This window comes from Microbacterium sp. IO18 (genome assembly GCF_049099505.1).
Classification (GTDB): Bacteria; Actinomycetota; Actinomycetes; order Actinomycetales; family Microbacteriaceae; genus Microbacterium; species Microbacterium aurugineum.
The window spans coordinates 519,929-533,090 of record NZ_JBMJAF010000001.1; the positions used below are offsets into that span (position 1 = coordinate 519,929).

Here is a 13,162-nt window from a genome sequence, read left to right on the forward strand (position 1 = left end):
GCGTCCGTGCCGGCACGGACGACACGCGCCAATCCCATCGGAGGTGCGTCGGCGAGGGGGGCGTCGAGGTCGACCTCTCCCTTGTGGTGGTAGAGCCGCTTCGGCTCGAAGAAGATCACGGGATCATCCGAGGCGATCGCCTGCCGCAGGCTGCGGTACGCGTCCTCGGGATTCGAGACCGCGATCACGCGCAATCCGGCGGTGTGGACGAAGTACGCTTCCGGAGACTCGGAGTGATGCTCCGCCGCACCGATGCCTCCAGCCCACGGGATCCGGATGGTGATGGGCATCTTGACGCGCCCTTGCGTGCGGTAGTGCAGCTTCGCGACCTGCGCCACGATCTGATCGAAGGCCGGGTAGACGAAGCCGTCGAACTGGATCTCGACCACCGGGCGGTAGCCGCGGAACGCGAGCCCGACCGCTGTACCGACGATGCCGGACTCCGCCAGCGGGGTGTCGATCACACGCGCGGCGCCGAACTCGTCCAGGAGCCCATCGGTGATGCGGAACACCCCACCGAGCTTCCCGATGTCCTCGCCGAGGAGCACGACCTTGTCGTCGTCGCGCATCGCCTGGCGGAGTCCTGCGCCGAGGGCCTTTCCGAGCGTAAGTTCGGTCATGCTCAGACCTCGCCTTCGAAGGTCGCGAGGTACGCCGCGTACTCGTCGCGCTGGCGCTCGAGCCCGGTGTGCGGATCGGCGTAGACCCCATCGAACACGGCCAGCGGCGGGCGCGTCACCATGTTCAGGCACGCCGCCCGCATCTCCGACGCGATGACGTCGGCGGCCGCCTGAGTCTCGGCGAGATCCTCGTCCGTCAGGTCTCCGGTGGCGCGCAGGTGTGCCTCCAGCCGCGCGATCGGATCGCGGCGGCGCCAGGACTCGAGTTCGTCCTGGTCTCGGTACCGCGTCGGATCGTCGGCCGTCGTGTGCGGACCCATGCGGTACGTGACCGCCTCGATGTAGGCCGGCCCCTTGCCGGAGCGCGCGTGATCGAGCGCCCAGCGCATGGCCGCCATGCAGGCGAGGACATCGTTTCCGTCGACGCGGACGCTGGGGATGCCGAACCCCGGCGCCCGCCCGGCGATCGGATACTGGGACTGCACCGCGACCGGCTCCGAGATGGCCCAGTGGTTGTTCTGGCAGACGAAGACGACCGGTGCCTGGTAGGACGCGGCGAAGATCATCGCCTCGTTCACATCGCCCTGGCTGGTCGCGCCGTCTCCGAAGTACGTCACCGCGACTTCGTCGGCACCGTCGTGCTGAATGCCCAGAGCGTAACCGACCGCGTGAAGCGTCTGCGCGCCGATGATGATCTGCAACGGAGCAACGCCGAGTGCAGCGGGGTCATACGCGGCCCCCTCTTCACCGCGCCACATGCGCACGTAGTCACCGGGCTCTGCGCCGCGCGCGTAGATGACGCCGGTCTCCCGGTAGCTGGGGAACACGAAGTCGTCCTTCGCGATCGCCCGGGCAGTGCCGATCTGCGTGGCCTCCTGGCCTTGGCAGGGAGCCCAGAGACCGAGCTGGCCCTGCCGCTGGAGCGCCACGCCTTCGGCATCGATCCGGCGGAGGATGACCATGTCGCGGAGCAGAGAGCGCAGCTGTTCGGCATCGACGTCCGAGACGAACGGGTCCAACCGAGGGTTCGCGACACGGCTTCCGTCCGGGGCCAGGATGCGCTCGGAGAGCTCCAGGTCCTGGGCGGTGTCTGCGATGGGGGTGATCTGCGGTGACATCATCGTCCTCCTCGTCCTCGGCGGCCCTCGTGAGGCTCCGCGCGGTGATGCCGGCGTCATCACCGGCATGGTCCGAGAGTACGTCCGCTGAACACCTCGCTCAAGCATTCGAACCCGGCTTGAGCATGTTGCTCAATTTGCGCGGGGGCGATGCTGCTAAGGTTTGGCACTATGCCCGGACTGGACCGTATCGATCTCGAACTCCTCGCTGCTCTCGCCGACGACCCGAGGACGACGATCGTGGCGTTGGCGGAGAATCTGGGGCTGTCACGCAACACGATCCAGGCGCGGATGGCGCGCTTGGAGCAGAGCGGGATCTTCCTCTCCTACGAGCGGTCCTTCTCGCCCGACGTCCTGGGCTTCCCGCTTCAGGCGTTCGTCAGCATCGGCGTGCGACAAACGGAACTCCCCCGCATCATCAACGAACTGGCGCGGATCCCCGAGGTCGTCCAGGCGCACGGACTAAGCGGGTCGATCGATCTGCTCGCGCGGGTCGCATGCCGCGATGCACGCCATCTCTTCGACACCGACGCCCGCATCCTGTCGATCGAGGGGGTGGAACGCACCGAGACCTCGCTCGCGATGGGCGAGGTCATCCCGTTCCGCGTCGCGGGCCTCATCGGCCTCGCGCGACGGGAATCCTGAGGAAGCGACGCACCGCACCCGCCGCTTCGGCAGGCGTCTCATAGTGGATGAGATGACCGACGTGAGCGATCTCGACCAATTCGGCATCCGGGAAGGTCTTCGCCAGCTTCCGCTCGGCCTCGATCGGGGTGATGTCGTCGCGCTCCGCAGCCACGAGCAGGGTCGGGACATCGATCTCGGGCGCGAACTCCCGGACGTCGTGCGAGACGCTCGCGACGAAGGCGTCGCGCAGCACGTCGCGGTCTGAGAAGCGCGAGAAGTAGGTGTCGTGCTGGTCGTGGATGAACCGGCGCAGCGCGGGATCCTTCGTCTTCGCCATCGTGATGCTCATCACCCGGACGATGACGCGGTTGCGCAGCAGCGCGGTTCCGAGCCGCTCCGGAAGACGGGCACCGAGCGCGTAGTAGAGCACGGCAAGGCGCGTCATCAGACCTTTGGGGCCCTCCAGCGCCGGAGCACCGATCGGGTTCAGCAGGATCAGCCGGGGAGTGCCCAGACCTCGCGCGACGGCCGCTGCCGTCACGATCGAACCGAACGAGTGCCCGAGGATCACGGCACCCGGCGCCACCGTGGCCGCGAAGTCCGTGAGCCAACCGGCGTACTCGTCCAGGTCATGCCGCCGCCCGGGCAACGGTGCCGACTCGCCGAAACCGGGGAGGTCAGGGGCGATCACACGCACTTCGGGAACGTAGGCCAACACCGGTTCGAGGCCGTGGTGCTCGCCGCGGAAGCCGTGCACGGCGATGACGGTGGTCGCAGCATCCTCGGGCCCATACACCCAGTACGCGGTCGTCGCACCCCGCACCCCGACCTCGTGTCGCTGCACGGGGAGGCGACGCAGGCGGTCTGCATACGGGGAAGGCACGGTCATGATCCGAGTCTACGAGTCGACGTGCGTCTGCCCGACCCGGAAACGATCAGACACGGTGCTATACGCTCCTGGTGATGTGCTGCCGAGTGGGATCGCAGCGCGAGGAACAAGGAGCACGGCCATGCAGTTCACATCCACCGACATCGCACAGGTGGAGTCCACGTGGCACCAGTTCGTCCCCTCGTCGTCGCTGCAGAACGCCGACCCTCGCCACTTCCGCTTCGACTGGCATTCCGAAACCCTCGACAGCGTCGCTGTCGTGAACTACCGACTCGCCGCACAGATCCACTCCCTCGCCGAACCGCAGGACCAGTTGCTGGTGTGCCGTGTCGACGCACCCGACGCCAGAGTCTGGTCCGCTCGCCACTCGCTCGACCCGGGGCGACCGTGGATCTCGGACGGCACCCGCGTCGAGGCGAGATGGGATCGCGCTGCACGAGTCCGCGCGTTCGTCATCGATCGCGCCGCCGCGGAGACCCGCGCTGCACAGATCACGGGGGTCGACGGACGAAAGCTGCGCACCACGGGATTCGCTCCCCCCTCCGCCGTCGCCGCGCAGCGCTGGGAGAGGGCTTTCTCCTATGTCGAGGGAGCCCTCGGCGACGAGGCCGCAGAGCCGCTCCTGATCGCCGAGCTCGAACGACACGTCCTGATGATGACCCTCGCCACCTTTCCGACGACGTTCTCCGAGTATCTCGATCGCCCTGCCCAGCGCGCCGCGGCACCGGCAGCCGTCCGGAGGGCGCTCGCGTACATCGACGAGAACGCGCATCGTGCGATCACCATCGACGATGTCGCCGCGGCGTCGTTCATCTCGACGAGGGGTCTGCAGTACGCATTCCGTCGGGCGCTCGACATCACGCCTGCGGAAGCGCTGCGTCGCGCACGCCTCGACGGCGCCCGGCGTGATCTCCACGCTGGCAACGGTCGCTCCGTCACGGAGATCTGCCGTCGCTGGGGCTTCAGCAACTCCTCGCGGTTCAGTGCCGCCTACCGTGAGGCGTACGGCAACACACCGTCGCTCACGGGACCGTGACACGGGGCGAACAATCTTTTCGTATCCGACGGCGAGTCGATCTCCCGCCCCCGTCGCTTCGCCGCCGTGTGGTTAGAGTTCAAGTACCCGGAGCACCCTCCCGGCCTGTCGCGCACACCGTCGAGGAGTCCCCATGGTCCAGATCCGCTCTGACATCGAAACCTCCGCCCGCTGATGGGCAGTCTCTACTACGGCGACGCCCAGACTCCGATCCAGATCGACGACCGCGCGCTCGCGCACCTGAAGGTCGTCATCGCGACCAAACTCCGCCGCAACGAGAGCTTCACCCTCTCGTGGCGACACCCGGAAGGGGATGCACCCGGACGCTCGACTCTGTGGCTGCACCCCTCGATCCCGCTCCGGTTCGTGTTCCAGGAGCCCGAGTCCCCGGAGCTGAGCCGGAAGTGGATCGAAGACCTCGCTCACTCCGCCAGCTCCAGTGGAGGGATCCTCCTCGTGGAGGAGCACCTCGAGAGCGTCGCTGCCGACTGACGGTTCCGGATGGCTCGACCACCCGGAACCGTCAGTCCTGCTCAGACCGCCTCGTCGCCACTCGAACTGACGGAGCGGCGAGTGGTCGGTTCCCCCGTCGCGGGGTCGACGAAGGTGCGTGAGACGGTCTCGGTCCGACGACGACGGGCGAGGAGGACGATTCCGATCAGGAATATGACGACTCCGGCGCCCATGAGGATGTACCCGACCATGTCGAGGTCGACCCATTGGATGTCGACGTTCACCGCGAAGACGAGGATTGCTCCGATCACGAAGAGCGCGATTCCGCTGCCGATGCTCATGGTTTCTCCCGTTCTGCGACGCGATGCCGCTCCGTCGAAGAATGGCGTGGCAGAGTCCCGCGCGGGAGGGGCTTGACAGCGGCGGATCGGCCCGGGCGCGCCCGTGTTCGTCTCACGAACGCAGGTATCTCGCCTCGGGATCGAAGAGTAGGGCGGGCGGGACTTGAACCCGCGATCGTTGGGTTATGAGCCCACTGCCTTAACCAGCTTGGCCACCGCCCCGTACGCACCTCAGCCTATCGTTGTGCGAGGTCATGCAGCGGTCACACAGAGGTCGCTGCGGAGTGCGTCTGCGAGTGTCCCAGATAGACGTCGGCATTGCTGATCAGGCCCGCACGCTCTTCCTCGCTGAGCGCACGGCGGACCTTCGCAGGCACACCGGCCACCAGTGAGCCCGCGGGGACCTCCGTCCCACCCAGGACGACCGCGCCGCCGGCGATCAAGCACCCCTCGCCGATCACCGCACCGCTGAGGATCACCGCCCCCATGCCGACGAGCGATCCATCGCCGATCGTGCAGCCGTGCACCACGGCATTGTGTCCGATCGACACCTTCGAACCGACGATGACCGGGTGTCCTCCGTCCACATGGACGGAGACGTTGTCCTGCACGTTCGACCCCGGGCCGATGACGATCTCCGCCGAATCGCCACGGAGCACGGCGTTGTACCAGACGCTGGATCCTGCAGCGAGCGAGACGTCTCCGATGATGCGCGCCCCCGCGGCGACGAATGCCGTGGAATCGACCGACGGCGCGCTGTTCGGCAGGGCGAGGAGGGAGGCTTCCACGGCGATGGTCATGAGGCGAGACTACCCTCAGATCCGCGGAATGACAGGGAAGTGAGCCGAGCCTCAGCTTGCTTGCGGAATGTCTGAGCCTGAGTAGCGTTGTCTTCATCAGGTAAGAGAACCGTTCCAGGAGGAGCACAGGATGAGCAAGGCACAGACCGTTTCCACCACCGCCATCGACCCGACCGTGGCTGCGGGGGCGGCCCAGTTCCTCTCCCCCGTCGTCCTCGGCCTTCAGGCCCTGACCGTCAACGGCAAGCAGGCCCACTGGCACGTCCGCGGCGCGAACTTCGTCGGCGTCCACGAGCTGCTGGACACCATCGTCGCCCACGCCGGCGACTTCGCCGACACCGCCGCCGAGCGGATCGTGGCCCTGGGTCTTCCGATCGACGCCCGTGTGAGCGCTGTCGCCGACAAGGCGGGAGCCACGTCGGTTCCGGCGGGCTTCACACAGTCCGACGAGCTGATCCGTGCGGTCATCTCCGACATCGATGCGATCCTCGTCGATGTCAAGGCCGCCGTCGAAGGCCTCGACGAGGTCGACCTCACGAGCCAGGACGTCGCGATCGAGATCCAGCGCGGCCTCGAGAAGGACCGCTGGTTCCTTCTCTCGCACATCGCCGCCTGACCCGTCGTCCGGAAGGGCCGGTCCTCCGTCATCGGAGGGCCGGCCCTTTCGGCGTTCGACTTCGGACTATCCGAAGTGGGTGACGTTTCCCGCCAGCAGGGTCGCGCTGATCGGCATCCGCCGCAGCGTGTCGCCGCTCGCCGTGAGCGGGTCCGCACCGCACACGACGATGTCCGCCGGCTCGCCGGGGCGCAGCGCGGTCCGAACACTCGCATCGATGGCCTGCTCGACACCGAGCCGCTCCTCGGGGTGCCAGGGCGCGCGGTCGTCGTCCGTGCGGGAGACGGCCGCGGAGATCGCATGCCAGGGATCGAGAGCCGCTACCGGCGCGTCCGAGCCGAACCGCAGCTCCGCCCCGGCCGCGTGCAGCGAGGCGAGCGGATATCCGATCGCCGTCTGCTCAGCCCAATGCCGCTCCACCAGATCCCGGTCATCGACGGCATGCTGCGGCTGGAGGCTGGCGATCACGCCGAGGCGCGCGAACCGCGCCAGGTCCGTGTGACGGACCAACTGCACGTGTTCGATGGAACCGACAGCCCCGGTCGTCGTGAAGGCATCCAGGGCGTTGGTGATGGCACGATCGCCGATGGCGTGCACGGCGACAGCCAATCCCGCCCCCGTCGCACGTGTCAGCAGGGAGACCAGCTCCTCGGCCGGCACGGTCAGCATCCCGAAGTTGTCGGGATCACCGGGATAGGGGTGCGAGCACGCAGCTGTGCGCGTACCCAGCGAGCCGTCGGTGATCATCTTCAACGATCCGACATGCACGAGCCCACGCCCGCGTTCGGGGACGTCGACATCCTCACGGACGTCACCGGTACGGAGGCCGGCCTCGATGGCCCGATCGAGGTCGAAGGGATAGACGGCGAACTCGACGCGATGGGAGGCGAATCCGTTCCGAACTCGGCGAGGCCACGCCTCCGCGCCCCACGCCATGTCGAAGTCGACGAGTCCGGTGACGCCCCGAGCGGCCGCCTGCCGTCCCGCACGCTCCATCGCCTGATCGCCGTGCTCGGCCTCAACGGCGTTGAGGCGTCGGGAGATCTCGAACGCCTCCGTCTCCCGGAGCATCCCATCGGCACTCCGGAAGCCCTCCCGGGCCAAGGCCGCGCTGTTCAGCCACACGCTGTGGACGTCCGCATTGATGAGATATGTCGGCACCGCGCCGGTCTCGGCATCGAGGACTTCCTGCGTCGGCCGATCGGGCCACAGAGCATCGCGGAAGCCGGTCCCCACACGGCGGCCGTCCGCCAGCGGTACGACATCGCGCATCGCCCGCGCGGCCTCGGCAGCCGACCGGGCATGCCCGAGCGGTGCCCGCTCCGACGTCAACGCCCATTGAACGGTGTGGACGTGGTTGTCCCACAATCCCGGCAAGGCCCATGCGCCTTCGACATCTATGACCGTTCCCCCCGCACGCAAGGCTCCGGTCGGCGCGATGTCGACGATGCGCCCGTCGGCGATGTGGATGTCGACCGGTTCATCGTCGATCAGGAACTCGCGCCCCGGACCCGCGATCCGCGCGGCTCGGACGGTGCTGATCGCGGTTCCACGTTCGGTCACTGCGCTCCTCCGGGGCGTGCGTCCTGCGCGCGCCGCATCTCCGCGGCCAGAGCCGGGTTCGAGTAGGGCCCCTCCGCGTCGAGCGCGGCGATCACCGTCTCGATGGTCTCCGGAGGCTTGTTCTGGCTGAGCTTCCGCTTCGCGACGACGCGTGTCGGCACGAGCCGGAAGCCCACCGTTCCCGCGGCGAGACGTTCCACGAAAGCGGCGTCGTTCGGCCGCTCCCACATCAGCCTCGGGTCCGGCATGCGTGACTCGAATCGAGCGACCAGGCTATCGAGCACCCTGAGGTTCTCCTCGGCATCGAGGATCTCGGGAACGCCTGCGAGGTGGACGGCCGTGTAGTTCCACGTGGGAACCGTCGGCACATCGCCGTACCACCCCGGGGACACGTATCCGTGCGGACCTTGGAAGACGACGAGCAGCTCACGCTCCCCCATGCCGTGGATCAGATCGTCCGGCCGTCCGACATGCCCGACGATCGTCAAGTCATCGCGCCCCTCGTCGAGGAGCACCGCATAGTGGGAAGCGACGAGTCCGCCTTCACCCGCGCTCATGATCGTGGCCCACGGATGGGCGTCGATCACACGGCGGATCTCGTCGACATCCGCCAGGGTGAAGCTGGGGTTCTGTCGCATGCCAATAGCCTAGAGCCGCGACATCGAGCCACTCGCCGCGTCAGCGTCGACGGCGCCCGACCACAGGGATCGCCTGCGTCTTCCATTCCTCCCACCCCGGAGTACCGGCCATAAAGGCATCGATCTGCGCGCGATCCGCGCGCAGCTTCGGATCGTTGTCGAGGTACTTCTTGGTCTCCCTCGCCACCAGGCCGGAGAGGAGCAGGAGACCAATCAGGTTGGGCAGCGCCATCAGGCCGTTCATCGCGTCCGAGAAGGCCCACACGACGCCGAGCTGCACGGTGCACCCGATGAACACGACGAGCGAGAAGATGATCCGGAAGGGCATGACGGCGCGTCGGCCGATGAGTCGCTCGACGTTGCGCTCCCCATAGTAGGACCATCCGAGGATGGTCGAGCCGGCGAACATCACCAGCCCCAGTGTCACGATGATGTGTCCCCAGTCCCCGGGGAGTCCGTGGGAGAACGCCGCCCCGGTCATGAGAGCGGGACTCAGCTGCTCGCCCGTCTCAGGGTCGATCTCCTTCCACGTGCCGGTCGAGATGATGACCAGCCCGGTGCACGTGACGACGATGATCGTGTCGATGAACGTCTGCGTCATCGACACGAGACCCTGCCGCACCGGGTGGCTGGTCTTCGCGGCCGCCGCGGCGATCGCCGCGGATCCCATTCCGGACTCGTTCGAGAAGATGCCGCGTGCGACACCGAACTGAACGGCGATGATGATCGCGGACCCCGCGAAACCGCCCACAGCGCTGGTGCCGGTGAACGCCTCGGAGAAGATCTGGGCGAACGCGGCAGGGATCGCCCCCACGTTCGCGATGAGGATGTAGAGGGCGCCGAGCACGTAGAAGATGATCATGATCGGCACCAGGCCTGCCGTCACACGCCCGATGGACTTGATACCGCCCACCAGGACCACCAAGGCGAAGGCGGTGAGGACGATACCCGTCACCCAGGTCGGCACGTCGAAACTCGCCTGGAGGTTCTGCGCGATCGAGTTGCCCTGCGTCATGTTGCCGATGCCGAAGCAGGCGATCACCGCGAACACGGCGAAGGAGAGCGCCAGGACCTTGCCGAAGGGACCCCGGATGCCGCGCTCGAGGTAGTACTGGGGGCCACCGGACTTCTCCCCCGCGTCGTCGGTCTTGCGGAAGCGCACGCCGAGGAACGCCTCGGAGTACTTCGACGCCATGCCGAGCAGCCCGGTGATCCACATCCAGAAGAGAGCGCCAGGACCACCGATACCGATCGCCGTCGCGACGCCGACGATGTTCCCCGTGCCGACCGTGGCGGCGAGGGCCGTCGTGAGGGCCTGGAACTGGGAGATGTCCCCATCGGCGCCGGGGTCGTTGCGCGTGAAGAGTCCGAGTCGCAGCGCCGAGCCGAGCCGAACGAACTGCAGGCCTCCCAATCGGATGGTGAGGTACAGACCCGTGCCCAGCAGCAACGGGATGAGGAAGAACGGTCCCCAGATGAATCCGCTCACGGTCTCGAGAACTGTCTGGAGGTTGGTGAGATCCATGTCGGCTCCTGTCGGTGTCGGCGTATTCGACGCTGTCACCATATTCACAGGAAGCGGACCGGAGCGGACCCCCACCCGCGTGTCCGGGGAACCGACCTCACGCCTGGCAGCGCGGGCACCAGTAGAGCTTGCGCGCGCCGATCTCCTCGAGAGCGATCTCGGTACCGCAGATCCGGCAGGGAAGCCCCGCCCGGTGGTACACCCAGTGCCGATCGTCACGGTTGGCCATGGCCGCCCGGTAGTCCTCGCCGGTGAGACCGTCCATGGTCATCATCTGCCCGGTCTCGACGCCGATGGCGAGCAGACGCACCCAGTCGTGCCAGAGCGCCCGGACGATCTCCTCCGGAACGTCTCGCCCCGGCGTGTGCGGATTCAACCGCTGGCGATAGAGCATCTCGGCACGGTAGACGTTGCCGATACCGCTCACGACCGACTGGTCCATCAGCAGCAGCGCGATGACTGTCGACTTCTTCCGCACGGCACGAACGAAACGCTCCTCGTTCTCCACCGGATCGCCGACCAGCGGGTCGGGACCGAGCTTCGCGATCGTGGCGAGCATCTCCTCCGGCGACTGCAGCACGCAGGCGGTCGGTCCGCGCAGGTCCGCGGCGGTGATGTCCGTCATGAGGCGCAGACGCACCTGCCCGACGACCGGAGGCGGCCATTCCAGCCCCTCGTCCGCGAGCCCCTTGGTCTGCTCCGACATGCGCACGTGGACCCGCGTGCGACGAGGTGCTCCGATCGACGCCAGCGAGTTCTCCCCCGCGTCGTCCAGGATCGGTTCATCCAGGACGGTTCCCCGCTGGTTCGTCTGCCCCATCCGACCGTTGGCCGACGCGATGGTCGGGTCGACGAGGATTTCGCCCGCGAAGTCCCAGGCCCCGTAGAGACCGAGGTGCACCCGTAGCCAGATGTCCCCCTCCGCCTCCAGGAACATCTGCTTCCCGACGGCCTGCACGCTCACCGCCGCCCGCCCGTCGAGGACCGCGGCTCCCTCGGCGAATCGTCCCTGCGGGCTCGATGCACTCAGCGTCTTGCCGACGAAATTCCGATCGAACTGCCGCGCGATCCGGTGGACGGAATGCCCCTCGGGCATGTCAGGCCCGGGGATCCGGGAGAAGCGACCCGTCGCGCTCGAAGTCCGCGATCTGACCGATGCGACGGACATGGCGCTCGTCACCGGAGAACGGCGTCTCGATGAACCGGTCGATGAACGACGTGACCTCCTCGTAGGAGTGCTGCCGCGCACCGATCGAGATCACGTTGGCGTCGTTGTGCTCCCGGGCGAGCTCCGCGGTCGACAGATTCCACACGAGGGCCGCGCGGATTCCACCGACCTTGTTCGCAGCGATCTGCTCCCCGTTCCCGGAGCCGCCGAACACCACGCCGAGCGCGTCAACACCCGCACGCTGATCGGCGACGACCGCCTGCGCGGCGCGGATGCAGAATGCGGGGTAGTCGTCGACGGCGTCGTACTCGATCGGCCCGTGATCGACGACCTCATGGCCCGCAGCGCGCAGATGATCCTGGAGCTGGGTGGAGAAGTCGAGGCCCGCGTGGTCGGTGGCGATGTGGATGCGCATGGCTCCCATCCTAGAAGTGCCGGATCGCGATCGGGATGTCAGGGAACGAGGCCTGCGGCTGCCGGCTTGAAGCCCGCGCGCACGTTCTCGCAGCAGCCGGGACGGCACACGTCGAACGCCCCGGGAAGCGACGTCACGTGGGGTCGGTCCTCGTTGGGACGGCCCTGAAGACGCTCCTCGATCAGGTCGACGATGCCCGCGACGAAGGCAGGTGACACACCCGGGGTGGGTGTGCGGGTGAACGACAGGCCCGCTTCCTCCGCGGCTTCGGCCGCCTCGGTGTCGAGGTCCCAGAGGACCTCCATGTGATCGCTCATGAAGCCGACGGGGACCACCGCGACGGCTTTGCGCCCCCGGCTCGGCAGCTCGGCGATGACGTCGCACACGTCGGGCTCGAGCCACGGCTGCGAGGCGGGCCCGGACCGCGACTGGTACACGAGCTCCCACGACACGTCCTCCGCACCGGGTACCGTCCGGCGGACACGGTCCATCACCCAGGCGGCCACGGCCAGGTGCTGCGCGGCGTAGGCGCCGCCCTCACCCCACTCGATGTCGCGGGCTCCGGAGCGTTCCGCATCGGCCGTCGGGATGCTGTGGGTCGAGAACAGGATCTGGATGTCGGTGGCCGCGACGCCCTCGGCGAGGAAACCCTCGACCGCATCGCGCACTCCGGTCTCGAAGGCCTCGACGAAGCCCGGGTGATCGTAGAACGGACGGATCTTGTCGATCGTGACCGTCTCTCCCAGACCCGTCTCCTCCAGCACGCGAGCGAAGTCCTCGCGGTACTGGCGGCAGCTGGAGAAGGAGCTGTAGGCGCTCGTCGCGAAGGCGAGCAGGGAGTTGTGTCCGTTGACGGAGGCTTCGCTCACGACCTCCTCGAGATACGGAGCCCAGTTCCGGTTGCCCCAGTAGACCGGGAGATCGATGCCGCGCTCGACGAGGGCCTTCTGGAGGGCCTCCTTGAGCACGCGGTTCTGCCCGTTGATCGGGCTCACTCCACCGAAGTGACGGTAGTGGTGCGCGACCTCTTCGAGCCGCTCGTCGGGGATGCCCCTTCCCCGGGTCACATTCCGCAGGAACGGGATCACGTCCTCCTGCCCTTCGGGGCCCCCGAACCCCGCGAGGAGGATCGCGTCATAGGCCACGGGCGTGGTCACGTACGGTGCGCCATCGGCGGCACCGGGCGAGGCAAAGGGAACAGCATTCGGCTCGATCGCAGTCACGACTCCATCCTTTCACCTCCGCCGCGTAGGAGCGTCCACCTCGATGCGGGTGGACATTCGCCGCTCTGGCGTAGGCTGTCATGGTTGCCGTCGGCGCCAACTGCGCCCAGCCCCGGTGACATCCCCTCAC

General features: G+C 67.5%; 15 protein-coding genes and 1 tRNA gene. 4 read left to right on the forward strand and 12 right to left on the reverse strand.

From position 1 onward, the window contains the following. Both ACLF6J_RS02575 and pdhA read right to left on the reverse strand, forming a co-directional pair. The coding region (locus tag ACLF6J_RS02575) for an alpha-ketoacid dehydrogenase subunit beta (RefSeq protein ID WP_421076817.1) at positions 1 to 620 on the reverse strand (620 nt) is incomplete at its 3' end. Positions 621 to 622: 2 nt separating this feature from the next. Beyond that, positions 623 to 1,738 carry a pyruvate dehydrogenase (acetyl-transferring) E1 component subunit alpha gene (gene pdhA, locus ACLF6J_RS02580; RefSeq protein ID WP_134354009.1) on the reverse strand — a complete coding sequence of 372 codons (1,116 nt, stop codon included), beginning with the start codon at positions 1,736 to 1,738 and terminating at the stop codon, positions 623 to 625. A gap of 171 nt (positions 1,739 to 1,909) precedes the next feature. Here pdhA and ACLF6J_RS02585 point away from each other — a divergent pair, with 171 nt between their 5' ends. Then, a complete protein-coding gene (locus ACLF6J_RS02585; protein WP_028501915.1) occupies positions 1,910 to 2,383 on the forward strand; it encodes an Lrp/AsnC family transcriptional regulator in 474 nt (157 codons plus the stop codon). Here the strand turns inward: ACLF6J_RS02585 and ACLF6J_RS02590 are convergent. Further along, on the reverse strand, positions 2,355 to 3,254 hold the full coding sequence (locus ACLF6J_RS02590; RefSeq protein ID WP_134353693.1) for an alpha/beta fold hydrolase: 900 nt from the start codon (positions 3,252 to 3,254) through the stop codon (positions 2,355 to 2,357). The genes ACLF6J_RS02585 and ACLF6J_RS02590 overlap by 29 nt on opposite strands. A gap of 121 nt (positions 3,255 to 3,375) precedes the next feature. On the opposite strand from ACLF6J_RS02590, the gene ACLF6J_RS02595 reads away from it, so the two are divergent. Both ACLF6J_RS02595 and ACLF6J_RS02600 read left to right on the forward strand, forming a co-directional pair. Continuing rightward, on the forward strand, positions 3,376 to 4,290 hold the full coding sequence (locus ACLF6J_RS02595; RefSeq protein WP_421076818.1) for a helix-turn-helix transcriptional regulator: 915 nt from the start codon (positions 3,376 to 3,378) through the stop codon (positions 4,288 to 4,290). 174 nt (positions 4,291 to 4,464) lie between these two features. Next, the gene (locus ACLF6J_RS02600) at positions 4,465 to 4,782 is read left to right on the forward strand and encodes a hypothetical protein (RefSeq protein ID WP_047519648.1); all 318 of its coding nucleotides are present in this window, start codon (positions 4,465 to 4,467) and stop codon (positions 4,780 to 4,782) included. Between the two features lie 41 nt (positions 4,783 to 4,823). Here ACLF6J_RS02600 and ACLF6J_RS02605 read toward each other — a convergent pair whose 3' ends face one another. The 3 genes from ACLF6J_RS02605 to ACLF6J_RS02615 all read right to left on the reverse strand — a co-directional run bounded on the left by ACLF6J_RS02605 (position 4,824) and on the right by ACLF6J_RS02615 (position 5,884). After that, positions 4,824 to 5,084 carry a DUF6458 family protein gene (locus tag ACLF6J_RS02605; RefSeq protein ID WP_047519650.1) on the reverse strand — a complete coding sequence of 87 codons (261 nt, stop codon included), beginning with the start codon at positions 5,082 to 5,084 and terminating at the stop codon, positions 4,824 to 4,826. A 148-nt stretch (positions 5,085 to 5,232) separates the two neighbouring features. After that, a tRNA-Ile gene (locus ACLF6J_RS02610) sits at positions 5,233 to 5,306 on the reverse strand. A 41-nt stretch (positions 5,307 to 5,347) separates the two neighbouring features. After that, positions 5,348 to 5,884: a gamma carbonic anhydrase family protein gene (locus ACLF6J_RS02615; protein ID WP_134353691.1), complete on the reverse strand. Its 537-nt coding sequence runs from the start codon at positions 5,882 to 5,884 to the stop codon at positions 5,348 to 5,350. A 130-nt stretch (positions 5,885 to 6,014) separates the two neighbouring features. Between ACLF6J_RS02615 and ACLF6J_RS02620 the strand changes: the two genes are divergently transcribed. Next, on the forward strand, positions 6,015 to 6,500 hold the full coding sequence (locus ACLF6J_RS02620) for a Dps family protein (protein ID WP_047519653.1): 486 nt from the start codon (positions 6,015 to 6,017) through the stop codon (positions 6,498 to 6,500). A 66-nt stretch (positions 6,501 to 6,566) separates the two neighbouring features. Here the strand turns inward: ACLF6J_RS02620 and ACLF6J_RS02625 are convergent, their stop codons facing one another. From ACLF6J_RS02625 to ACLF6J_RS02650, 6 genes are all read right to left on the reverse strand, one after another. Beyond that, complete coding sequence (locus tag ACLF6J_RS02625) at positions 6,567 to 8,063, reverse strand: amidohydrolase (RefSeq protein WP_134353690.1); 1,497 nt, start codon at positions 8,061 to 8,063, stop codon at positions 6,567 to 6,569. Beyond that, a complete protein-coding gene (locus tag ACLF6J_RS02630) occupies positions 8,060 to 8,701 on the reverse strand; it encodes an FMN-binding negative transcriptional regulator (RefSeq protein WP_134353689.1) in 642 nt (213 codons plus the stop codon). The genes ACLF6J_RS02625 and ACLF6J_RS02630 overlap by 4 nt, the downstream gene beginning before the upstream one ends. Positions 8,702 to 8,741: 40 nt before the next feature. Further along, the gene (locus tag ACLF6J_RS02635) at positions 8,742 to 10,226 is read right to left on the reverse strand and encodes an alanine/glycine:cation symporter family protein (RefSeq protein WP_047519659.1); all 1,485 of its coding nucleotides are present in this window, start codon (positions 10,224 to 10,226) and stop codon (positions 8,742 to 8,744) included. 97 nt (positions 10,227 to 10,323) lie between these two features. After that, the gene (locus ACLF6J_RS02640; RefSeq protein ID WP_131490989.1) at positions 10,324 to 11,322 is read right to left on the reverse strand and encodes an Fpg/Nei family DNA glycosylase; all 999 of its coding nucleotides are present in this window, start codon (positions 11,320 to 11,322) and stop codon (positions 10,324 to 10,326) included. A 1-nt stretch (position 11,323) separates the two neighbouring features. Then, positions 11,324 to 11,809 carry a ribose-5-phosphate isomerase gene (locus ACLF6J_RS02645; protein ID WP_047519663.1) on the reverse strand — a complete coding sequence of 162 codons (486 nt, stop codon included), beginning with the start codon at positions 11,807 to 11,809 and terminating at the stop codon, positions 11,324 to 11,326. A gap of 38 nt (positions 11,810 to 11,847) precedes the next feature. Beyond that, entirely contained in the window at positions 11,848 to 13,032 is a 1,185-nt protein-coding gene (locus ACLF6J_RS02650; protein ID WP_134353688.1) for a ferrochelatase, read from the reverse strand. Positions 13,033 to 13,162 lie beyond the last annotated feature (130 nt).

Excerpts from the sequence above, each read along its gene's own strand:
- ACLF6J_RS02595 (WP_421076818.1), top strand. The coding sequence starts at position 3,376 with ATGCAGTTCACATCCACCGACATCGCACAGGTGGAGTCCACGTGGCAC.
- ACLF6J_RS02585 (WP_028501915.1), top strand. The coding sequence starts at position 1,910 with ATGCCCGGACTGGACCGTATCGATCTCGAACTCCTCGCTGCTCTCGCC.
- ACLF6J_RS02635 (WP_047519659.1), bottom strand. The coding sequence starts at position 10,226 with ATGGATCTCACCAACCTCCAGACAGTTCTCGAGACCGTGAGCGGATTC.
- ACLF6J_RS02640 (WP_131490989.1), bottom strand. The coding sequence starts at position 11,322 with ATGCCCGAGGGGCATTCCGTCCACCGGATCGCGCGGCAGTTCGATCGG.
- pdhA (WP_134354009.1), bottom strand. The coding sequence starts at position 1,738 with ATGTCACCGCAGATCACCCCCATCGCAGACACCGCCCAGGACCTGGAG.
- ACLF6J_RS02600 (WP_047519648.1), top strand. The coding sequence starts at position 4,465 with ATGGGCAGTCTCTACTACGGCGACGCCCAGACTCCGATCCAGATCGAC.
- ACLF6J_RS02620 (WP_047519653.1), top strand. The coding sequence starts at position 6,015 with ATGAGCAAGGCACAGACCGTTTCCACCACCGCCATCGACCCGACCGTG.
- ACLF6J_RS02605 (WP_047519650.1), bottom strand. The coding sequence starts at position 5,084 with ATGAGCATCGGCAGCGGAATCGCGCTCTTCGTGATCGGAGCAATCCTC.
- ACLF6J_RS02590 (WP_134353693.1), bottom strand. The coding sequence starts at position 3,254 with ATGACCGTGCCTTCCCCGTATGCAGACCGCCTGCGTCGCCTCCCCGTG.
- ACLF6J_RS02645 (WP_047519663.1), bottom strand. The coding sequence starts at position 11,809 with ATGCGCATCCACATCGCCACCGACCACGCGGGCCTCGACTTCTCCACC.
- ACLF6J_RS02615 (WP_134353691.1), bottom strand. The coding sequence starts at position 5,884 with ATGACCATCGCCGTGGAAGCCTCCCTCCTCGCCCTGCCGAACAGCGCG.
- ACLF6J_RS02630 (WP_134353689.1), bottom strand. The coding sequence starts at position 8,701 with ATGCGACAGAACCCCAGCTTCACCCTGGCGGATGTCGACGAGATCCGC.